The sequence below is a fragment of the Frankia sp. CpI1-P genome, assembly GCF_001421075.1.
GTDB lineage: Bacteria > Actinomycetota > Actinomycetes > Frankiales > Frankiaceae > Frankia > Frankia torreyi.
This window is the reverse complement of record NZ_LJJX01000019.1, coordinates 55,362-76,097: the sequence shown is the minus strand read 5'-3', so window position 1 is coordinate 76,097 and position 20,736 is coordinate 55,362. Positions and strand designations below refer to the sequence as shown.

The following is a 20,736-nucleotide window of genomic DNA, read 5'->3' as shown; positions in this document are numbered from 1 at the left end:
ATGGGGCTGCTGCGCCCTCGAGTGGGGACACTGCGCCTTCGCCCGCAGCCGGACACCAGGGCGCGGCGGCCACCGGGGCATCGAAGAGTGGGACACCAGCGACGCCGGCGGCCAGCGCGGCAGTGAACCCCTGCGCGATCGTGTCCAGACAGGAGGCCGAGCACCTTGCCGGCACGTCGCTCAACAGCCCCGTGTCGGTAGCGGAGAAGTGCACCTATTCAGCGCCACCCAGCGGTCCGACTACCCAGGTGGAAGTCTTCGTCGGGGAAACGGCAAAGGACTATCTCACCNCCGAGCGCGGCATCGGCCACGAGCTCCGACCGTTGTCGGGCATCGGCGACGAGGCTTATATCGAGGACTACGCGGTCTTCGTCAAGAAGGCCGACTTCTGGGTATCCATCGACCTGGTGCGTAGCAATGACCCGGCGGAAAACCGCGGGCCACTCGAGGGCCTGGCGCGCACGGTGGCCGACCNGATCTGACCGCCAGGCCACGTGGGTCAGGCCGCGAGTTGACGTGTTGGGCAACTCCGAACCCTGACCAGTCCGCTTCACTACCTTGACGGGTTCCGCGTGGCCGGTGACGGTCAGTGGTCCACTCCCGCCGCCTCGGCCACGCCCCGAATGGGAGCCCATCCGGGGTGCCAGCGTGGCCTGGAGCGCGGGCACGGGTCCGTCCCCGACGGGGAGACCAGCGCAACCGTTGCATCGCCGGTCGGGCCACCGCACGGTGGGCGTCGTCGCCCCTCGTCTCGCGATCGCCGGCGTCCGAGCAGTGACATCGCGGTCGCCGCGAGTCCGAGAGTTCAGGGCCGCTTCGCGCTTTGCCGCCCCCCACTACTACGCCATACGATGCATCGCATGGCGAGATTCCAACGAGATGAGGGCTTGGCACGCTTCGGCGAGCCGGGAGTTCTGGTCCTGCTGTCACTGAGCGACGGCGCCAAACACGGTTACGCGATCACCGCGGATGTGTTGGAGCAGACCGGGGTCCGGCTCGGTCCCGGCACCCTGTACGGCTCACTGACCAAGCTGGTGGAGCGCGGCCTGATCGCCGCACTGCCCAGCGACGATCGCCGCCGCCCCTACGAGATCACGGCGGCGGGGAGAGCGGCACTGGCCGCCCAGTTGGCGACCTGGTCCCGGGTCATCCAGACCGGGCAGTCACGGCTGGCCCAGGCATGAGGCGTCTCCTTCTCGCCCTGTATCCCAAGCCGTGGCGGGCGCGCTACGGCGACGAGTTCGCCGCGCTCCTCCAGGAGACTCCACTTACCTTGGCCGCCATCGTCGACGTCCTGCGCCACGCCGTCGGGCTCCGCCTCCGGGCCAGGCCACGCGTCGCCCAGATCGCGGGATCGGTACTCGCGACGGCCGCCGTCGAAGCCATGGCTTCGCGGGCAGGGCTGACCGACAACATCCTCTGGGCTCCGACCACCCCGCTCCGGGCGTTGGCGCTGGTGGCGGTTCTGGCACCGACAGCGCTGGTGACCGGCTCCGCGACCAGGCGGCGTCTCCGGCGCCGCGATCACGAACCGGCGTGACGGGCCTGCTCGTAGCGGCGCTGGTCGCGGCGGGCCTGATCACGCTGGGCCTGATCGTGGCACGCCGGCCCGCGCCACCGCCGGCCGGTGGCTGGGGCGCCCGACTACGGCGCGCGGCGGCTCGCCTTCTCCTCCTGGCGGCCGGTGCCTTCCTCGTCGCACGGGCCGGATACATCCTCGCCACCGAGCACCCCGGCCGTCCCGAGACCTACCGACGAGCCTGGGGCGGCCCTCACTACATTGGGTTCATCACCGTGCACGTCGGTCCCGCCGTCCTCGTCCTGTTCCTGACGGGCCTGTCGCTGTTCCGCTGGTTGAAGCGGAGACCCGACCAGCGAGCATGAGGNAGCCCTCGCGTCGTCAGACGGGCAATCGCACGCCGGGGCTGTCGGCCTCACAGGCTCTGGAAAAAGGCACGGATGTCGGCGGCGAGCAGCTCGGGTACCTCAAGCCCCGGGAAGTGCCCGCCACGGTCGGCCTCCGTCCACCGGGCGATCGGCATCCGCCGCTCGGCGTACGGACGGATCGGGCGGGTGATGTCCTCGGGCAGGACGAGGACGCCCACCGGTTGGACGGTCCGCCACGATGGCGGCCCGCCGGTCTCCCGGTGCAGGCGCGGTGCCGAGCCGGCGGTGCCAGTCAGCCAGAAGAGCGTCACGTTCGTGAGCACCCGGTCGGGGCTGATCGAGAAGTCCGGGGCCGCCCACATCGTCATCGGGTCGAGCAGCCAGGCGAGCAGCCCGACCGGCGAGTCGTTGAGGGCGTACGCCGGGGTCTGCGGCCGGGTGCCGTTGATCTTCCGAACCGCCGGCTGGTCGCGCAGGTAGGCCTCGGTCTGGGCGAGNCGCTCCTGGTCTCCCTGGGCCAGCCGGGCGCGGTCCGGGTCGCCGGGCAACGGTGGGGTCGGGAGATAGTTGAGGTGGATCCCGACGACGTGTTCGGCGTCGTGCTGCGACAGCGCCCGGGACACCGATGTCCCCCAGTCACCACCATGGGCGCCGTACCGCCGGTAGCCCAGGCCGCGCATCAGCTCCGCCCAGGCACGTGCCACGCGGTCGACATCCCAGCCGCGCTCGCGCGTCGGGCCGGAGAAGCCCCAGCCCGGGATCGACGGGACGACCAGGTGGAACTCGGCCGAGAGCGGCCCGATCACGTCAAGAAACTCCACCACCGATCCCGGCCAGCCGTGGGTCAGCACCAGCGGGAGCGCGTCCGGCCGCGGGCAGCGCACGTGGAGGAAGTGGATCCGCTGGCCGTCGATCTCGGTGATGAACTGCGGATGGCTGTTCAGCTCGGCCTCCGCCGCCCGCCAGTCGTAACGGCGGCGCCAGTGGTCGGCCAGCTCCCTGACCCTGGCCAGCGGCACGCCGAACTCGTCTCCGGCGCCGGGCAACTCGTCGGGCCAGCGGGTGCGGTCGAGGCGTGCGTGCAGGTCGTCGAGGTCGGCCTGCGGCACGTCGACGCGGAAGGGTTCGATCCTCATCGTTAGTCCTCCTAACGTTCGGAACACTAACGTAAATCGTTGGTGCGACAAACGCAAGGCGCTACGATGCGGTCCATGCCGGAACGCGGCCACCACGGGCCGACCGACCCCTCTGCCGTCCCCGCGCGCCTACGGTCGCTGGCTACCCGGCTCCTCGGCCGCGGCGCGGTGCACGCGGACCGGATCTCGCACGCCCGCCTCACCGCGGCGGGGGCGACGCGGTGGCAGTACGCGACGCTTGTCACGCTCCGCGACGGCGGTCCGGCGAGTCAGTCCGCACTCAGCGAGCGCACCGGCATCCACCGCAGCGACATGGTGGCCGTGCTGGGCGGCCTGACCGAGGCCGCGTACGTGGAACGCGCCCCCGACCCCACCGACCAGCGCCGCAACATCGTCACGCTGACCCCGGCCGGACGCTCCCGGCTGCGCACCCTGGACCGGCTCGTCGACCAGACCCAGGACGAACTGCTCGCCCCGCTGACCCCGACCGAACGTGCGGAACTGATCCGTCTCCTGCAACGCATAGACGATCATCACTCGGCACGCTGACACGGCTGGCGGGCAGACATGAGATCGCAGAGATACAACGCTGCTCATGTAGTAACGTGGAGCGCATGACAGCGTCGGCAGACGACGGTCAGCCTCGGGTGGGGATGCGCGAGCTCTCCCAGCGGACCGCCAGGGTCCTCGCGCTGGTCCGCGCGGGTGCGACGGTCGAGGTGACCGACCGAGGCAGAATCGTCGCGAGGATCGTTCCGGCGGAGGACGACCGCTACGAGCAGCTTGTCGCCGCCGGCCTGATCCGCCAGGCCACCGGTCCTTTCAACCTTGCGCATCTACCGGAGCCGGCGGCCAATCCGACCGGTCGTTCCACCGACGAATGGCTCGCCGACCTGCGCGGCGAAGGTTGATGCCGACGCGGATCTATCTCGACACCTCCGCCCTGGCGAAGATGTTCATCGCCGAGAAGGAGTCAGGTGACCTTCGTCAGTGGCTCGTCGAGCAGGAGCCGCCACTGCGCCTCGTCTCCTCGGCCCTGCTGGCAGTCGAACTGACCCGGCTCCTCAGACTGGTGAACCCAGCCATGCTCGACCTGGCGGAGTCCTTCCTTTCCAGCGATGTGGATCTCATGCAGATCACGCCACCGCTGCTCGCCGACGCGGCCCGCATACCTCCAGCCCGGTTGCGGACCCTCGACGCGATCCACCTGGCGACAGCACTCGAGCTCAGAGACTCCCTGGACGTCGTGCTCAGCTACGACAAGCTGTTCATCGAAGCCGTGAGCGCGTCCGGCCTGACGCTGGCGTCGCCCGGCTCGGGGACTTAGATCCCGTCGCCGCAGAGGACGACCACCTTTCCGCGGGTGTGCTCGCGCAGGAGATCGACACATGCCTGGGTACCGTCCGCAAGCCGGTACTGCCTACTGATCGTGGCAGGCAGCGCTCCCTTCAGCGCTTGTTCGGCCAGCGCATCCAGGTGTCCCGGACGCGCCGCCCGGGTCGGCCGCGGCCAGGCCGTACATCGGACGCCTCGGGACCGAGCGGGGCACGCCCGTCCCGAGGGAATCCACCCGCTACAGTGCCGGCGTTCCCGGCTCCTGTCTCAGGGCGGCCAGTTGGCCGGGAAAGGCCTTGCAGGCGCGGATCCGGCCGGTTGTCGTGACGGTAAGCCACGCCCAACCCGCCCGAGTGAGCTCGGCGAGCAGGCCGCCCGCCTCCGACCCGGCGGCGAGCGCCGCGGTCGCGTAGGCGTCCGCCAAGGTCAGGTCGGGCCCGACGACCGTCGCGGAGGCCAGACCGCTCGCGGGTGCGCCGGTCGACGGGTCGACGACGTGGCTGCCGCGCTCCGCGATACCGGACGTGGCCACGGCGAGATCGGTGCCTTCGACGATTGCGACCAGNCCGCCCCGATCGAACGGGTCGACGATGCCGATCCGCCAGGGCTTACCGGACCCCGATCCCTCAGCTGACGATCCCTCGGCTGACGATCCGGCCGCGCCGCGGATCCGCAGGTCNCCGGCCGNGTTGACGCAGTGGTCCGGGGCGCCGGCCTCGAGCAGAGCGGCGGAGGCCGCATCGGCGGCCCAGCCTTTCACCAGCCCGGTGGGGTCGAGAGTGCCGTCCTGCCGCCAGGCCGGGTCGAACCAGCCGCCGGTGGCGTCCCGGCAGCGCCCGGCCAGCCGATACACCTCGCGCACGTGCTGCGGGCAGTCGACGAGGTCGACCTCGCCCCGCCGCAGCCGCGACACCCAGGACTCCCGCCGGAACGTACTGAAGTCCTCGTCCGCCTGATGCAGGACGGCGACGGCCGTCTCGATCGCCGCGTCGAGAGCCGACGGCGGCAACGGGGTTCGCACGTCGATGCTGACGACCGTGCCCATCACCGGCTCGGGGTGAACCCGGCCGGTCCGGCCGGCTGGCCTCGGCGCGCTCGTCGGGCTAGGCACCGAGCTTGTCCAGTACCGACTGGACGGACCACGCATACCCGTAGCTGGTGAACGACGCGCCGGAGACAGAATCGATCTTCGCGCTCTGCGCATCGAGGACCTCCTGCCGCAGGAGCGGCACGGCGTACTCGTTGATCTGGCGGTCACGTGGATCCTGATCCGGCACCACCACCGGCACCACGTCGACGATCGTGCTGCCGGCCAGGACGACGTCGACCTGTACCGGCCCGAACCTGGTGTCGATCGCATCCCCTCGCACGGTCTGTCGGGCGCTGGAGCCGCCGGAGCCGGCCGCAGGCGATGGGCTTGTCGAACCGTCGGAGCCGGACGACCCCCCGGAACCGGATGCACCACCGGAACCAGACACACCACCGGAGCTGGACGAGACGGATGGGTCGGGCGCGGCGGATGGGTCGGACGCGGCGGACGGGGCGGCATCGGGTGAGGTCGAGGGGGCCGCGTCGGCTGCCGTGGCCCGGCCCGGCGGCGCGGACGCCAGCGCGGAGCTCGGTGCGGACCCGTCGCCGGAAATCGTCTTGACGCCGACGACGAGGACGACCGCGCTCGCCAGGGCGGCGAAGCCGAGTGGACCCCGGTAGCGGCGACTGCCGATGTCGTTCATCGCAGGCTGTACTCCTCCGTGTGGATCTGACCCGTCGGGACGCCGAGATCACGCAACCCGCGTGCGACAACCGCCGTCATCCCGGGGGGTCCACAGACAAAGACGTCACGCTGCGCGACGTCCGGTACGGAGACGGCGATGACGCCGGCTGCGAGCGGGTCGTAGCCGAGTTCCCGCCGGCTGCCGACGACCTGGTGGAACACGAGGCGCCCGTGCGCGGCGAGAAGCGACAGCTCGCCGCCGAGCGGCAGATCGTCCGGCCGGCTCGCCCGCTGCAGGACGATGACGTCCCGGCCCCGGTTGACGAGGTCCTCGGCCACCGCCCGGACGGGCCCGATGCCGCTGCCGCCGCCGATCAGCAGCGCCTTGCGGGCGTGGGCGTGGGCGGCGGTGAAGTGCCCGAACGGCCCTTCCGCGAGCACGCGGGTTCCGGGCCGGAGCCGGGCGAGGTCCCTGGACTGGTCGCCGAGATCCTTCACGGTGATCCGCAGCAGGTCCGGATGCGGGGGCATCGACAACGAGTAGGCGTGGGCGGACGCCCACTGCCCGCGGGCGAGGAACCGCCACAGCAGGAACTGCCCGGGAAGGGCGCCGAGCTGGTCCAGCCGCCGCCCCCGAATCCAGACGGACACGACCCCGGCTGCCTCCACCACCACCCGGTCGACGGTCATCCGGTGTCGCAGGACGGCCCGCACCGGCAGGACGATCCGCCAGACCACGAGGCAGGCCGCCACGGCCAGGTAGAGGGCCGTCCACAGCAGCCTGTTCCGGGGATGGCCGACGAAGTCCTCGCCGCTGGCGATCTGATGGAAGAAGGTGAGCGCGACTGCCGCGTAGACCGTCAGGTGGACCGCGTACCACGCCTCATACGAGATCCGGGCGCGCAACGACCGGGCGCTGCTGATCCCCACGGCGACGAACAGCAGTGCGCCGATGGTCGCCTCCCACTCGTCCGGGTACCGCGTGATCACCGTGACGAGTTCGGACAGCGGCTGCTCGTGCGCGCTCAGCCCGTAGCCCCACACCGTCAGCAGGACGTGCCCACCGATGAGGAGCACGATGTTCGTGCCCAGACCTCGATGCCAGGACGCGAGCCGGTCGAAGCCGATCGCCCGCTCGAGCGCCGGCACCCTGGCCATCAACATCAGCTCCACCAACACGAGATAGGCGGCCAGCAGGCCGGCCACCCGGCCGAGCGCGGTCATTGTGGCCGCCGCCGTCTGCACCCGGGACGAAGGCGTGTCCACCCACCACAGGGCGATGACGGCGACGCCGACCGCGGTGAGCCCGAGGCGCACCGCCAGCTCGGGGAGCCGATCCTCGGACAGCAGATCGCGCGACCACGCCGTGACGCGCGGCCGCCTGGGTTTCAGCCCGAGGCGAGCGCGCGGCTCGGGCGCCGGAGGAGGCATCCACGTCATGTGGCAACGTTGGGCGAAAAGGCTGAAAAGTGGCTGACCTCGGTCGATGTTGAACCTGAAAAACACCTGTGGACCAACTGGAGAATCCTCTGCGGTCCCCACCCGCCGCCCCTCGACGTCCCACCAGGTGACGTCCCACCAGGTGGAGTGGCTCGGGTGCAGTGTGAGAATTCGAACCCGCCTCCGGTTGAACCATGTGCCGTAGTCCCCGAAGGATGCAGGTCACCGCCGCCGGCCAGCGCCCCGGGCCGATCGAGGCCCCTCGTCCGCGAGTCCGTGCCAAAGGAAACTGTCGGAGGCTGGGGCCACACTCCATGGCATGTCGCTGACAGCCGTCTCGGCCCTGACCCGCGGAACCATCCACGCGCTGGCACCCGATCATGCTTCCGGCCGGTCGGGTGAACGGCTCGGCACCCCAGGAAGCTGGTCGGACCTGGGCATGACCGGCGAGACGCTGTGGGGGGNGTGCCGCGGAAGTGGGGCCACGCCGTACCGGGTGGTGGTGCTGGCCGGGGCCGAGTTCGCCTCCTCCTGCACCTGCCCGAGTCGCAAGTTCCCCTGCAAACACGCTCTCGGCCTGCTGTTCCTCGCCTGCGACACGCCGGCTGCGCTCACGACCGGTGACGACCCGCCGGACTGGGTGGCGCAATGGCTCGCGCGGCGGGCGGCCCGCGCCGCGCGAGCGGCCTCCCCTGACGCGGCCCCAGAACAGGTTGCGGGAACAGGCGAGGCTGGAGGCGCAGGGAAGGCGGGGGTGTCTCGAGCCGCCTCGTCGGCGCGCGCGCAGGCCCGCCGCGACGCCCGGGTCGACGCCGGAGTCGCGGAGCTGAGCCGCTGGCTGGTCGATCTCGCCCACGGCGGGCTCGGCGCCGCCCAGGTCCAGCCGGCCTCCTGGTGGGAGGCGACCGCGGCGCGGATGGTCGACGCGCAGGCGCCAGGGCTGGCCGAGGTCGTCCGCGACATGGCGCGCATCGCCGCGGTGGGCGGTCCCGACTGGCCCGCTCGGCTCACCGACCGGCTCGGCCGGCTGTACCTGCTCTGCCAGGGCTGGTCGAGGCGGGCTGAGATCTCACCGGCGCTCGTCGAGGTGGTGCGCGACCGGATCGGTTTCCCCCGGAGCACGGCGGACGTGCTCGGCGGTGAGCGGCTCACCGGGCCGATCGACGTCCTGGGCGAGCGCCTGTTCGCCACCGGAAAGCTGAAGGGGCGCCGGCAGTGGCTGCGAGTGCCCGGGTCCGAGCGGCTCGCGCTGCTCGTCACCTACGGCACCGGCAAGCAGCCGCCACCGCCGAGTCTCCCCGTCCTCACCCGCATCGACGCCGACGTCGCTCCGTACCCCGGGCGTCACCCGACCAGACTGGCGCTCGCCGCCACGCGCGCCGGCCCGGTGCCCCTCACCGAGTTGGCCGCCGCCGGTTCCGGCGACGCGGCGGGGAGCTGGCAGGAGGCGCTGGCTGCGCTCACCCCGGCCCTGACCGCGGATCCGTGGGCTGATCCCGTCGGGTTCGTCGTCCGGCAGATCACCGTGCTGCCACCCGCCATCGGCGCTGCGCGCGAGGCTCCAGCGGGCGCGGCGAGGAAAGGTCGGCGGGACGGCCCTTCCTCGGGTGACGGTGCGGGTTGGCTGCTGCGGGACCGGCTCGGGCAGGCCCTGCCGCTGGCGGCCGACACGGCCGCCGTGTGGGGCTGGCACCTGCTGGCCGTCGGCGGCGGCCACCCCCTCGACCTGGTCGTGGAGTGGGATGGGTTCGATGTGGTGCCGTTGGCGGCAGCTCCGTCCCGGCCGCAGCCCGGCACGGAGCTTCCCGCACCGATCAGCCCGCCGGTTCCTCACAGCGAGCCCCCCCAGCCGGCCGCCTGCCCGCGACCGACGCCAGGATGGTCCGGCCTGGTCGACGCGGCCGTCGTCGGGGCGACGCGGGCCACCGTGCCTGCCGTCCCGCATCTTGACGACATCCTGGCCGGCAGGGCGAACGGCGGGGCCTCGGCGGGCGGCGGCGGCGCCGAGGACGGGCCCTCGCGCGCCGTTGCCCTGCTGCGCGCCGCGGCCCTCGCGGCCTGCGCGCGGCGCGCCGGCCTGCTCGCCGCCGACGCCGGCGCGTTGCCGGCCCCCAGCCCCGCCTCGCCCGAGCGGGCGGCGGCGCTGGTGCCGCCGGCGGCGCGCATCGTCGAGGGCGCGCTGGCCGGCTCCGAACCGGAAGGGACTCGCGAGTACCTGGAGCTGGTGGCCGAAGCGGGATGGCGCGTCCCGGAGCTGCTCATTGCGGAGCTGCTCTCGCTGGGCCGACGGAATGTCGAGGTGCGGGCTCCGATCGTCGAGGTCCTCGGCGAGCGCGGGCGGTGGCTGGCCGGCCTGCACCCGGACGGCCGGTGGGTAGCGGGCACGGATCTGGCCGACTGGCCGACCGCGAGCGCCCTGGAACGGCGCACGCTGCTGCAGGAACTGCGGCAACGCGACCCGGCCGCCGCAATCACACTGTTGCGCGGCTCGGCGGACGGTCCCGCCTTCGCCGCCTTCGACGCGGCCAGCGCCGCGCAACGCCTCGCCTTCTGCGAGGCACTGCGCGTCGGTCTCGGTCCCTGGGACGTCGACCTGCTCGAACACGCCCTGGACGACCGGCGCCCCGACGTCCGGCAGGCTGCGATCGAGATCGCTCTGCTGCTGCCCGGCGCCGGCTTGCAGGCACGCGCCGAGGCGCGCACCGAAGGAATGATCACAGCACGGCGCGACGGCCTGAGCCGGCGCCACCATCTTGAGATCGTCCTGCCCGCAGAGTGCACCGACGAGATGCGGCGCGACGGCATCAGCGACACGGTTCCGGCCCACTCGCACCTCAGCACGGCGACGGCCGGCGAGATCATGTTCGTGGCCGAACTCGCCCGCGTCGATCCGACCGTGTGGACGCGCCGCACCGGGCTGACCCCCGAGGAGTTCCTCGACGCCGTGGCCGACCTGCCGGGCACGACCCGTCCAGTGAGCGAGCTGCTGAGCGACGGGCTGCTTCCCGCCGTCCTGCGCCATGGCGATCCCGGCTGGGTCGCGGCGTTCCTCCCCCGCGTCGGGCGGGTGGGTCAGGGGCAGCTCATCGCGTGCCTGGCCGAGCCCGCCCGCACGCAGGCCCTCACGCACACGCTGCGCGAGCTGAGGCTCGACTCCTACCACCCAGACGGGTCAGCCGCCCGAGACCGGGACGGGCGGTGGCGGGACACGCCGGTCGAGCGGATCACGACGCTGTTGACCGCGGTGCCCGGCCCGTGGTCCGAGCCGTTCTCCCGGGCGGTGTGGACCGCGCTCACCGCCCTGTCCGCCAGGGGCTACTCCGACGACTACCGCCTGCGTGAGCTCATCGGACCCATGGCCTGGGCGCTGCATCCCGACACCGATCTCGGCGATCCCGACCCGGATCGGCCGAAGTACCTGGATCTCGACGGACGCACCCGGCTGAGCACGATCCTCGGCGCCCGACGGCGGCTGCGCGCCGCGCTGACCAACCCACCCCCCGCCGGCACCGGGCCGGCCGGCCCGGTCCCTCTCCCCCAGGAAGGCCCCTCGTGACCCTGGCGCCCCCGTCCACCAGCCCCGCCGCGCCCGACACCGTTCCCCCGGCGGGCGGCGCGCCGCTGCTGCGTCCACACGCAGAGCAGGCGTACGCCGGCGAACTCGCCGCGCTCGCCGCTGCCGACACCAGGACGCGCCCGCCGTCCTGGCGGCTGTCGCCGTGGGCGGTCGTCACCTACCTACTCGGCGGCGTGCTCGACGACGGGACGGTCATTTCCCCGAAGTACATCGGCTCCCGGCGCCTCGTCGAGGTCGCGGTCGCCACCCTCGCCACCGACCGGGCGCTGCTGCTGCTCGGCAGCCCCGGCACCGCCAAGACCTGGCTGTCCGAACACCTCGCCGCGGCGGTCAGCGGCGATTCGACCCTCGTCGTGCAGGGCACCGCCGGCACCTCCGAGGACGCCGTCCGCTATGGCTGGAACTACGCCCGCCTGATCGCCGAGGGGCCCTCCCCCGACGCGCTGGTGCCCTCACCGGTGATGCGTGCGATGACCCGCGGATCGATCGCCCGGGTCGAGGAGCTCACCCGGATGGGCGCCGAGGTACAGGACGCACTCATCACCGTGCTGTCGGAGAAGACCCTGCCCGTTCCCGAGCTGGCCAGCGAGGTGCAGGCCGTCGCCGGGTTCGCCGTGATCGCCACCGCCAACGACCGTGACCGCGGCGTCAACGAGATGTCCTCGGCGCTGCGCCGCCGGTTCAACACCGTCGTGCTGCCGCTGCCCGCCAGCGAGGACGCCGAGGTGGAGATCGTCACCAAGCGGGTCGCCGACCTCGGCCGAGCGCTGGCGCTGCCGGACGAACCGCCGGCCGCGAGCGAGGTGCGCCGCGTCGTGAAGATCTTCCGGGAGCTGCGCGCCGGCGTCACCAGCGACGGGCGCACCACGCTGAAGATCCCGACCGCCACCCTGTCCACCGCCGAGGCGATCAGCGTGATCACCGGGGGAATGACGCTGGCCACCCACTTCGGCGACGGCCGGCTGCGGGCCGAGGACGTCGCCGCCGGGCTCATCGGCGCGGTGATCAAGGATCCCTCGGCGGACCCCGTGGCCTGGCGCGAGTACCTCGAAGGTGTGGTCCGGGACCGGAAGGGCTGGTCGGACCTGTACCGGGCCTGCCGTGACCTGGACGACGACACGAGCGTCTTCGGCGGCGCCTGATGCCCGTCACCGTTCTGGGAGTACGCCACCACGGCCCCGGTTCGGCGCGGGCGGTGCGGGCAGCGCTCGCCGAGCTCGATCCGGACCTCATCCTCGTCGAGGGACCGCCCGAGGGGGACAGCGCGCTCATCCACGTCGGCGCACTCACCCCACCCGTGGCGCTGACCGCCTACGCCGTCGACGAGCCGCGGGACGCCGCCTTCTGGCCCTTCGCCGAGTTCTCCCCCGAGTGGCAGGCCCTGCTGCACGGCCGTGCGGCGGGCGTGCCCACCCGGTTCATCGACCTGCCCTTCGGTCACGACCTGGCGCTGCGCCGGCGCGACGCCGAGACCGGCCCCTGCGATGACGCGGCGGGATCAGTCGACGCGGCGGAAGCAGGCGACGCGGCGGAAGCAGGCGACGCGGCGGTCCCGGAGCTGGCGGCCGACCCGCTCGGCTGGTTGGCGTTCGCCGCCGGCCACGACGACCCGGAACGGTTCTGGGAGGACCTCGTCGAGCACCGCCGACCGGCGAGCACGTCGGCGGCCGGCGCGGGCGGCCGTTCCCCGGCGCTGGAGCTGTTCGCCGCCGTGGCCGAGTCCATGGCGGCGCTGCGCGATCCCGAACACCAGTCCGGTTCGGACGCGCCTCGGGGGGCGCACGCTCGACGCGAGGAACTACGGGAGGCGCACATGCGCCTGGAGATCCGCGCGGCCAGCACCGGCGCCGACGCCGCCGCGCGGGTCGCCGTGCTCTGCGGTGCGTGGCACGTCCCGGCGCTGACCGGCCGGACGGGCCGGATCACCGTCGCGGCAGACCGTGAGCTGCTGCGCGGCGTCCGGCCGGTGCGCACCGCCACGACGTGGGTGCCGTGGACGCACGCGCTGCTGAGCGCCGAGNCCGGCTACGGCGCCGGCGTCACGTCACCGGGCTGGTACCACCACCTGTGGACCGCGCCCGATCAGGTCGGCGCCCGGTGGGTCGCCCGCGTCGCGGCGCTCCTGCGCGCCGCCGACCTGCCCGCCTCGACGGCCTCGGTGGTGGAGACCGTGCGGCTGGCCGAGGCCCTCGCCGCGGTGCGCGAGCGAGCCGTCCCAGGGCTTACCGAGCTGACCGACGCGGTGCTGGCCGGACTCTGCGCCGGTGACCCGGTGCCGCTGGCCGTCGTCCGCGAACAGCTCGTCGTCGGTGACATCGTCGGCGCCGTCGGCCCCGACGTGCCCACCGTGCCGCTGGCCGCCGACGTCGCCCGCGCGCAGAAAAGACTGCGGCTCGCGCCCACCACGGTGGAGAAGCCGCTGCGCCTGGACCTGCGCCGCGAGCTCGACCGGGAGCGCAGCGCCCTGCTGCACCGGCTGCGCCTGCTCGACGTCGACTGGGGTACCCCCACCGCGACCAGCAGCACCGGCACGTTCGCCGAGGGTTGGACACTCTGCTGGAAGCCGACGTTCGCGCTGGCGCTCGTCGCGGCCGCCAGGCACGGCGCGACCGTCGAGGACGCCGCGGGCGACGTCGTCGCCGGACGCACCCGGGACGCGCCCGACCTCGCCGCCATCACCCGGCTGTTCGAGCAGGTGGTCCTCGCGGACCTGCCCGCCGCGCTCGAGGCGGTGCGCGCGGGGCTGGAACAGCGCGCGGCCACGACCGGCGACGTCGCCCACCTGATGCTGGCGCTGGCGCCGCTGGCACGGGTCCACCGTTACGGCGACGTGCGCGGCACCGACACCGGCCTGGTCGTCGGGCTGACGACGAGCCTGATGATCCGCATCTGCGCGGGGTTGCCGCCGGCCTGCGCAAGCCTCGACGACGACGCCGCGGACNCCATGGTCGCCGCCATCGACACCGCGGACACCGCCTTCGGGCTCGTCGCCGACCCCGAACACATCGCCCGGTGGCACACGGCGGTGGGCGTCGCCGCCGCCACGGCCGGCGGTAACCCACTGGTCGCCGGGCGGTGTACCCGCATCCTGTCCGACGCCGGCGGACTTGCGGCCGCGGAGGTGGCGACCAGGCTGGCGCGGGCGCTGTCCACGGCCGGCGGCGCCCCCGCAGACGCCGCGCGCTGGCTCGCGGGCTTCCTCGGCCGGTCCGGCGCGGTGCTGGCCCGCGACCCCGCGATGCTGTCGCTCGTCGACACCTGGTTGGCCGACCTCGACGGGGACGCCTTCACGGTCGTGCTGGCGCCCCTGCGCCGCACGTTCGCCGACTTCACCGGTCCGGACCGTCGCCTGATCGGCGAACGGGTCCGCTCCGGTCTGCCCCGGCCGACCGCCGGCCCGCCGGGCGGCGCCGCGACAGACCAGGCGGACGCCGCGCGCCCGGGAGGCAGTCGGGCGGGGAACCCGGCCCGGGCCATCCCGCCGGCCGGCGCGGTCCCTGCCGGTGACGGCCCGGCCTGGGACCTCGACCGGGTCGCGGCCGTGTTGCCCGCCCTCACCGCCTTGCTCGGTCCTGCCGGCACGGCACCTGCCGCCGGCCTCACGCCGGCCGACACCACACCGGCCCGCACCACACCGGCCCNCACCCGATCTGACCGCACCCGATCTGACCGCACAGGGCCTGACGCCACAGGGCCTGCCCACACCGCGCCTGCCCGCGCGGAGGAGGAATTCTCCGATGCCTGACCACACGACCACAGCCGTCGACGGTCCGGGGCCGGCGCGGTCCGCCGGCGAGACGGCGGAGGAGGAACGGCTGCGGCGGTGGCGGCTGGTCCTGGGCGCCCCGGCGGCGCCCGCGTTCGACCCGGCGCGGACGCTGTCGACGCGGGACATGGACATCGACGCCGCCCTGGGCGCGCTCTACGACGCCGACGCCGACGCCGACGGCGACGGCGACGGCGGCAAGGCCGGTGGCGGTCGTGGGCGGCGGCGCTCGGCGGGGCTCGGCGGATCGGCGCCGACGGTGACCCGCTGGCTCGGCGACATCCGCGACTACTTCCCGTCGTCGGTGGTGCAGGTGCTCCAGCACGACGCCGTCCAACGGCTGGGGCTCGCTCGGCTGCTGATGGAGCCCGAGCTGCTGGCGGCGGCCGAACCGGATGTGCACCTGGTGGGCACGCTGCTGTCGTTGCGTTCGGCGCTGCCCGAGCGCACCCGGGAGACCGCGCGGATGGTGGTGCGCACGGTCGTCGAGGACATCGAGCGGCGGTTGGCGCAGTCGCTGCGCTCGGCGGTGTCCGGCGCGCTGAACCGCGGCGAACGCGCCCGCACCCCGCGGCTGCCCGACGTCGACTGGAACCGGACGATCCTCGCCAATCTGCGCAACTACCAGCCCGAGCAGCGCACCGTCATCGTCGACCGGTTGATCGGCTACCAGCGGGCCCGGCGCGTGGCGGCGCTGCGCGACGTCATCCTGCTCATCGACCAGAGCGGGTCGATGGCCTCGTCGGTCGTCTACGCCGGGGTGCTCGGCGCGTCGTTGGCCAGTATCAGGTCCCTGCGCACCCGGCTGGTCGTCTTCGACACGTCGGTGGTGGACCTGACCGACTCCCTCGACGACCCCGTCGACGTGCTCTTCGGGGTCCAGCTCGGCGGCGGCACCGACATCGACCGCGCGGTCGGCTACGGCGCGAGTCTCGTGCGCCGGCCCACCGACACCGTCCTCATCCTGATCAGCGATCTCATCGAGGGCGGCGACCAGTCGTCGTTGATCGCCCGGCTGCGTGGGCTCGTCGATTCCGGGGTGGCCGTCATCGTGCTGCTGGCGCTGTCCGACGACGGCGCCCCCGCCTACGACCACCAACTCGCGGCAACCTGCGCGCAGCTCGGCGCGCCGGCCTTCGCCTGCACCCCGGACAGATTCCCCGAGCTGCTGGCCACGGCGCTGCGCCGGGAGGAGGTCGGCCGGTGGGCGGCGCTGCACGGCCTCGTTCCGGCCTGACGGCGAGGACGCTGAGGGACTCGCGTCGGCTGCGGGGCGACATCTGCGGCCCGGAGCACCGGCGAGCCGTTGCGTCCCGGCGGGCGGGGCCGGAGGTCAGTGCGAACGGCTGGGTTCGAGGAAGGTCTGGGTGCCAAGGACGGCGAGCATCTCCAGGCGTTCACCCGCCCCCGAGCCGGGCTGCGGGCGGAACAGGACCAGCCGCTGGCCCGACGGCGGGCTGACCACCGCGTCGCACTCCAGCTCGAGCCGGCCGACCTCGGGATGGATCAGCACCTTACGGGTGGTCCGCCGCACCGCCACCTCCTGACGGGCCCACACCTCGCGGAACTCCGCGCTGGCCGCCGAGAGCTCGGCGACGAGGGAACGGACTGCTTCGTCCTCGTGCCGCCGGCCCAGCGTCACGCGCAGGTCGGCGACGTGCTCGCGGCCGAGGGTGTCGTGCTGGTCGGCCAGGTATCGTGCGCGCAGCTCACCGTCGGTGAACCAGCGCCACAGGAAGTTGCGTCCCCGGCCCGGCGCGCGGGCGATCGGGCCGAGCAGCGCGACGTTCAGCGGGTTCTGCGCCACGACGTTGGCGAGGTCATCCGAGATGAGCGCCGGCACGGTGGGCGCGAGTGCGTCCAGCACGCACATCAGGCCGGCGTCGGCGTAGCCGAGCGAGCAGTGCCGCGGCGGGGCTTCGTGGCCGGCCAGCAGGTAGATGTGGTCGCGCTCGTCCAGCGTGAGGCGCAGCGCCCGCGCGATCGCACCGAGCATCGACGGTGACGGCCGCGGCCCGCGGCCCTGCTCGATCCGCTCGTAGTAGTCCGTCGACATGTCTGCGAGCACGGCGACCTCGTCGCGGCGAAGCCCGGGCGCCCGTCGCCGACCGCCGGCGACCAGCCCGACATCCGACGGCCGCAGCAGCTCCCGCCGGTGACGAAGGAAGACACCCAGCTCCTGGCGCTGCACGGCGATCCCTCCGCGGTTCCATTCGACCGGCTTCCACGCGGCCGTGCGCCCACGGCCCATCAGACATCTCCATCANGACCGCGGGCGGCCGGACTATCCCCGGACTCGCGATCCGGGGATGACCGAGACGCCGCTGACAGCCGGCGGAGGTGTCAGGGTGAAATGCGAGCACCACTGGCGTGTCACGGGAGGAATCATGTCCGACAACAGAATCGCTCTGATCACCGGCGCGAGCCGCGGCCTCGGGCGCAGCATGGCCACGCACCTCGCCCGCGCCGGGGTAGGCGTCATCGGCACCTACAACAGCCGCAAGGACGAGGCCGATCGGCTCGTGGCGGAGCTCGAGGAGCAGGGGGTGCCCGCGGCGGCGCTGCAGCTCGACGTGGGCGACAGCGCCGGCTTCGCCCGGTTCGCGGCCGACGTCCGCACGACGCTCGCCGGCCTCGGCGCCGAGCGCATCGACTACCTCGTCAACAACGCCGGAATCGGCCTCTACGCGCCGTTCACGGAGACGACCGAGGAGCAGTTCGACGAGTTGTTCCGGATTCACGTGAAGGCGCCGTTCTTCCTGACGCAGACGCTGCTGCCGCTGCTGGCCGACGGCGGACGCATCCTCAACGTGTCCTCCGGCCTGGCCCGCTTCACCCATCCGGGCACCTCCGCCTACGCCGCCGCGAAGGGCGCGATCGAGGTCCTGACCAGGTACCAGGCCAAGGAGCTCGGCGAGCGGGGCATCCGAGTCAACGTGCTCGTGCCCGGGGCGATCGCCACCGACTTCGGCGGCGGCCGGCTCCGGGACAACGCCCGGCTCAACGAGGCGGTCGCGAGCGCCATTCCGCTGGGCCGCGTGGGCGAGGCCGAGGACATCGGCGCGGCCGTGCCACTGATCCTCGCCGACGGCTTCGGTTGGGCCAACGGCACCCGCATCGAACTGTCCGGCGGCCAGAACCTCTAGCGCACCGCTGGCCCACTGCCGGTCCGCCGCTGGATCAGGGGGCGAGGCTGTCCAGGGCGTCGGGGGTGACCGCGCCCGTGGCGGCCGAGCCGAGCAGGTCGGCGAGCTCCCGCCGGGGGGCCGCCTGCCCGGTCGGAGCGGCGCCGCGGATCCGGTCGAGCCGGAAACCGCGGGGGGCGCGCCGCAGGCGGCACCAGGCCACCAGGTACCAGCGGCCGCCGGCGGTGAGCAGGCCGGCCGGCTCCGCCTCCCGTTCCGATGTCCGCCCGCCGGCGTCCTGGTAGCCCAGCGGCAGCACCTCCCGCCTGGTCAGGGCACGCTCCACGTGACCAGTAGGTCAGGATCGGCTGATGGGACCGCAGTATCCGCCGATCGAGCCGTACGACGCCGGGATGCTCGACGTCGGCGACGGCAACCTCGTCTACTGGGAGGTCTGCGGCAACCCGGCCGGCAGGCCGGCGCTCGTCGTCCACGGCGGNCCGGGCTCGGGCTGCTCGCCGGGGGCGCGCCGCTGGTTCGACCCGGAGCGCTACCGGGTCGTCCTGTTCGATCAGCGCGGCTGCGGTCGCAGCACCCCGCATGCCGCCGACCATGACACCGACCTGCGGCACAACACCACCCACCATCTGCTGGCCGACATGGAGCTGCTCCGCGAGCACCTCGGGATCGACCGGTGGCTGCTGTACGGCGCCTCCTGGGGTTCGACGCTCGCCCTGGCCTACGCCGAGCGCCACCCGCACCGGGTGTCGGAGATCGTCCTCGCGGCCGTGACGATGACCCGCCGCCGCGACATCGACTGGCTCTACCGAGGCGTGGCCCGGTACTTCCCCGAGGAGTGGGAACGGTTCCGAAACGGGCTGCCGCCCGCCGACGGCGACGGCGACGGCGACGGCGACGGCATCGTCGCCGGCTACGCACGTCTGCTCGCGGACCCCGACCCGGCGGTGCGTCGGCGGGCCGCCGACGAGTGGTGCGCCTGGGAGGACGCGGTCATCTCACTGGAGTCGAACGGGCAGCCGGGCGCGTACGGCGGCCGCCCGCAGCGGGCGCGGCTCGCGCTGGCGCGGATCTGCTCGCACTACTTCGCGCACGGGGCCTGGCTGGACGAAGGCGTGCTGCTCCGCGACGCCGGTCGGCTCGCCGGCATCCCGGGTGTGCTGATCCACGGCCGCCACGACCTGGGCGGCCCGTTCCTCGTCGCCTGGGAGCTGGCCCGCGCCTGGCCGGACGCCGAACTCGTCCCGATCACCGACTCCGGCCACACCGGCAGCGACGCCCTGGGCCGCCGGCTGCGCAACGCACTCGACCGGTTCGCCCGAGGTCAGGAGGACAACTCGAGCGCGCCGGTGTAGGCGCCGTCGGCGTCGAGGACGGGAACGGCGGCGTCGGCGTCGAGGTCGGCCGCGCAGGCCACGTCGTCGTCCCAGCCCAACGCGAGCAGCTCCCGGCCGGACGCCGAGCAGCGCAGCTCGCCGGCCAGATCGGCCTCGGCGGCGCGGAACGCGGCGATGGCGGCGCGCGCCTCCGGGGCGACCGCCGCACGTTCCAGGGACCCCGCCTCGAGGATCCGGGCGAGGACCGCGCCGGCGCCGAGCAGATCCTCGACCGCCGGGCGGAGGGGGCCGGCGTGCGACGCCCCGGACGGATCGGGCCAGCGCTCGCCGGCCGCGATGACGGCCACGGTCCCGCCGTCGGCCAGCCGGTCGGCCGCCAGGCGGCCGACCGCGGCCGCGTTGCGCGGGCAGCCGGCGACAGGCGTCGCGGGACCGAGCGCGGCAGCCGCGGACAGGGCCGAGCCGTTGGGGGAGGGCAGGAGCAGCCGGGTGCCGGCGGGGATAGCCGCCAGGTCCGCCGGCGACAGCGACCAGTGGGCGGCGGGATCATCGCGGCCCGGCACGGCGAGAACCGCGCCCAGCTCGGCGGCCCGCCGCGCCGCGTCCTCATCGCGCCACCGGCACGGCCAGACCCGCGCGCCCCGACCGACCGCGACCGAGACCGCCGTCGAGAACCGCAGCACATCGACGATCACGACAATGCCGCCGGGGGCGGCGAGGACGTCGAGATCCTCCCGGCCCCAGCCGAAACGGAGCCGGAAGGGGTGCTGCGCCGCCGGGTTCACGCAGCGGCGTCGGGAACGGTGATCTCCGCGCGGTCGGCGTAGAAGGCGACCCGGCCGGCGATGTCGACGACGGCCGGGTAGGGGTTCTCGTAGGTCCAGATGACATCGCCGAGCGTCGTGCCGTCCGAGGTCTCGACGCTGTAGTAGCTCGCGTCGCCCTTGTACGGGCAGTAGCTGGTGGTCTCGCTGCGGCGCAGCACGCTCTGGTCGACGTCGGCGATCGGGATGTACTGCACCGGCGGGTAGCTGGCCTCGCGCAGGGTGCGGGAGTCGTGCGAGTCCGCGACCACCCGCCCGCCGATCCGGACGACCACCCGGCCGCGGGTCGGCTCGACGGTGATCGGATGGTCTGCGTTCGGCAGCAGGACCGTTCGCGACATCAGGCTTCCTCCAGACCAGCCGGGCCCGCAGGCGGACCCGCGGATGCGGACACCCCGGCGGCAAGCAGCCGACGAGGGCGGCCCGCCCGGCAAGGGCGAAACTCGGCGCAGACAAAGGCTCCGCCGCATCGCCGAAACCGTCAACCCTGCTTCGGCACAGCCATCACGATGCACAGCCGCCACGATGCGGCAACCCGCCTGACTGCCGCTGTCATCCCTTCTCCCGCCCATTTCCC

General features: G+C 73.4%; 19 protein-coding genes and 7 pseudogenes. 15 read left to right on the top strand and 11 right to left on the bottom strand.

Annotated features, from left to right (window positions below; translation table 11 throughout):
- Positions 1-860: 860 nt before the first annotated feature.
- Genes FF86_RS14615 through FF86_RS14605 form a run of 3 tightly spaced genes read left to right on the top strand, consistent with a single transcriptional unit; the run spans position 861 to position 1,884 of the window.
- A complete protein-coding gene (locus FF86_RS14615; protein ID WP_044885989.1) occupies positions 861-1,184 on the top strand; it encodes a PadR family transcriptional regulator in 324 nt (107 codons plus the stop codon).
- Positions 1,181-1,540 (top strand): hypothetical protein, encoded by a 360-nt coding sequence (locus FF86_RS14610; RefSeq protein ID WP_044885988.1) that lies wholly within the window; start codon positions 1,181-1,183, stop codon positions 1,538-1,540. The genes FF86_RS14615 and FF86_RS14610 overlap by 4 nt, the downstream gene beginning before the upstream one ends.
- On the top strand, positions 1,537-1,884 hold the full coding sequence (locus tag FF86_RS14605) for a hypothetical protein (protein ID WP_044885987.1): 348 nt from the start codon (positions 1,537-1,539) through the stop codon (positions 1,882-1,884). Before FF86_RS14610 ends, FF86_RS14605 begins: the two co-directional genes overlap by 4 nt.
- A 50-nt stretch (positions 1,885-1,934) precedes the next feature.
- Here FF86_RS14605 and FF86_RS48715 read toward each other — a convergent pair.
- Together FF86_RS48715 and FF86_RS48710 are read right to left on the bottom strand one after the other, a co-directional pair.
- A pseudogene (locus FF86_RS48715) lies at positions 1,935-2,384 on the bottom strand (alpha/beta fold hydrolase); the annotation flags it as partial.
- 1 nt (position 2,385) lies between these two features.
- Positions 2,386-3,023 (bottom strand): epoxide hydrolase family protein (locus FF86_RS48710; RefSeq protein ID WP_242418772.1); only part of this gene is annotated, 638 nt, incomplete at its 3' end.
- 75 nt (positions 3,024-3,098) lie between these two features.
- Here FF86_RS48710 and FF86_RS14595 point away from each other — a divergent pair.
- From FF86_RS14595 to FF86_RS14585, 3 genes are all read left to right on the top strand, one after another.
- Positions 3,099-3,572: a MarR family winged helix-turn-helix transcriptional regulator gene (locus FF86_RS14595; RefSeq protein ID WP_044886031.1), complete on the top strand. Its 474-nt coding sequence runs from the start codon at positions 3,099-3,101 to the stop codon at positions 3,570-3,572.
- A 65-nt stretch (positions 3,573-3,637) separates the two neighbouring features.
- A complete protein-coding gene (locus FF86_RS14590) occupies positions 3,638-3,934 on the top strand; it encodes a type II toxin-antitoxin system Phd/YefM family antitoxin (RefSeq protein WP_052681171.1) in 297 nt (98 codons plus the stop codon).
- On the top strand, positions 3,934-4,350 hold the full coding sequence (locus FF86_RS14585; RefSeq protein ID WP_044885984.1) for a type II toxin-antitoxin system VapC family toxin: 417 nt from the start codon (positions 3,934-3,936) through the stop codon (positions 4,348-4,350). The genes FF86_RS14590 and FF86_RS14585 overlap by 1 nt, the downstream gene beginning before the upstream one ends.
- Positions 4,351-4,596: 246 nt before the next feature.
- Here FF86_RS14585 and FF86_RS48705 read toward each other — a convergent pair.
- The 5 genes and pseudogenes from FF86_RS48705 to FF86_RS14570 form a co-directional block, all read right to left on the bottom strand.
- A pseudogene (locus tag FF86_RS48705) lies at positions 4,597-4,923 on the bottom strand (FAD:protein FMN transferase); the annotation flags it as partial.
- 1 nt (position 4,924) lies between these two features.
- Positions 4,925-5,037: pseudogene (locus tag FF86_RS48700) on the bottom strand (FAD:protein FMN transferase); the annotation flags it as partial.
- Between the two features lie 9 nt (positions 5,038-5,046).
- The coding region (locus tag FF86_RS48695; protein ID WP_242418771.1) for an FAD:protein FMN transferase at positions 5,047-5,403 on the bottom strand (357 nt) is incomplete at its 3' end.
- Positions 5,404-5,461: 58 nt separating this feature from the next.
- The gene (locus FF86_RS34765) at positions 5,462-6,091 is read right to left on the bottom strand and encodes an FMN-binding protein (RefSeq protein WP_173667275.1); all 630 of its coding nucleotides are present in this window, start codon (positions 6,089-6,091) and stop codon (positions 5,462-5,464) included.
- Positions 6,088-7,512 carry a ferric reductase-like transmembrane domain-containing protein gene (locus tag FF86_RS14570; RefSeq protein WP_236705882.1) on the bottom strand — a complete coding sequence of 475 codons (1,425 nt, stop codon included), beginning with the start codon at positions 7,510-7,512 and terminating at the stop codon, positions 6,088-6,090. The genes FF86_RS34765 and FF86_RS14570 overlap by 4 nt, the downstream gene beginning before the upstream one ends.
- A 496-nt stretch (positions 7,513-8,008) precedes the next feature.
- Here FF86_RS14570 and FF86_RS14565 point away from each other — a divergent pair, with 496 nt between their 5' ends.
- The 6 genes and pseudogenes from FF86_RS14565 (at position 8,009) to FF86_RS14550 (ending at position 16,092) form a co-directional block, all read left to right on the top strand.
- Positions 8,009-11,068: an SWIM zinc finger family protein gene (locus FF86_RS14565; protein WP_313954339.1), complete on the top strand. Its 3,060-nt coding sequence runs from the start codon at positions 8,009-8,011 to the stop codon at positions 11,066-11,068.
- A gap of 2 nt (positions 11,069-11,070) precedes the next feature.
- On the top strand, positions 11,071-12,231 hold the full coding sequence (locus FF86_RS14560; RefSeq protein WP_220386714.1) for an AAA family ATPase: 1,161 nt from the start codon (positions 11,071-11,073) through the stop codon (positions 12,229-12,231).
- Positions 12,231-13,109, top strand: a pseudogene (locus FF86_RS48690) (DUF5682 family protein); the annotation flags it as partial. The gene FF86_RS14560 and the pseudogene FF86_RS48690, both read left to right, overlap by 1 nt.
- A 1-nt stretch (position 13,110) precedes the next feature.
- Positions 13,111-14,030: pseudogene (locus tag FF86_RS48685) on the top strand (DUF5682 family protein); the annotation flags it as partial.
- Position 14,031: 1 nt separating this feature from the next.
- Positions 14,032-14,730 (top strand): annotated as a pseudogene (locus tag FF86_RS48680) (DUF5682 family protein); the annotation flags it as partial.
- A gap of 96 nt (positions 14,731-14,826) precedes the next feature.
- A complete protein-coding gene (locus FF86_RS14550) occupies positions 14,827-16,092 on the top strand; it encodes a VWA domain-containing protein (protein WP_044885980.1) in 1,266 nt (421 codons plus the stop codon).
- Between the two features lie 96 nt (positions 16,093-16,188).
- On the opposite strand, the gene FF86_RS14545 is transcribed toward FF86_RS14550, so the two are convergent.
- Positions 16,189-17,046, bottom strand: coding sequence for a helix-turn-helix transcriptional regulator (locus FF86_RS14545; RefSeq protein WP_044886028.1), 858 nt, complete (start codon positions 17,044-17,046; stop codon positions 16,189-16,191).
- A gap of 196 nt (positions 17,047-17,242) precedes the next feature.
- Here FF86_RS14545 and FF86_RS14540 point away from each other — a divergent pair, with 196 nt between their 5' ends.
- Entirely contained in the window at positions 17,243-18,001 is a 759-nt protein-coding gene (locus FF86_RS14540; protein ID WP_044885979.1) for an SDR family NAD(P)-dependent oxidoreductase, read from the top strand.
- A gap of 34 nt (positions 18,002-18,035) precedes the next feature.
- Here the strand turns inward: FF86_RS14540 and FF86_RS14535 are convergent, their stop codons facing one another.
- Positions 18,036-18,326, bottom strand: coding sequence for a YafY family protein (locus FF86_RS14535; protein WP_236705879.1), 291 nt, complete (start codon positions 18,324-18,326; stop codon positions 18,036-18,038).
- Positions 18,327-18,351: 25 nt separating this feature from the next.
- On the opposite strand from FF86_RS14535, the pseudogene FF86_RS48675 reads away from it, so the two are divergent.
- Together FF86_RS48675 and pip are read left to right on the top strand one after the other, a co-directional pair.
- Positions 18,352-18,479: pseudogene (locus FF86_RS48675) on the top strand (prolyl aminopeptidase); the annotation flags it as partial.
- Position 18,480: 1 nt separating this feature from the next.
- Positions 18,481-19,353 (top strand): prolyl aminopeptidase (gene pip / locus FF86_RS14530; RefSeq protein WP_242418770.1); only part of this gene is annotated, 873 nt, incomplete at its 5' end.
- On the opposite strand, the gene FF86_RS14525 is transcribed toward pip, so the two are convergent.
- Both FF86_RS14525 and FF86_RS14520 read right to left on the bottom strand, forming a co-directional pair.
- The gene (locus FF86_RS14525) at positions 19,323-20,120 is read right to left on the bottom strand and encodes a 2-phosphosulfolactate phosphatase (protein WP_044885976.1); all 798 of its coding nucleotides are present in this window, start codon (positions 20,118-20,120) and stop codon (positions 19,323-19,325) included. The two genes, pip and FF86_RS14525, sit on opposite strands and share 31 nt — an antisense overlap.
- Positions 20,117-20,500 (bottom strand): DUF427 domain-containing protein, encoded by a 384-nt coding sequence (locus FF86_RS14520; RefSeq protein WP_044885975.1) that lies wholly within the window; start codon positions 20,498-20,500, stop codon positions 20,117-20,119. Before FF86_RS14520 ends, FF86_RS14525 begins: the two co-directional genes overlap by 4 nt.
- Positions 20,501-20,736: the final 236 nt, after the last annotated feature.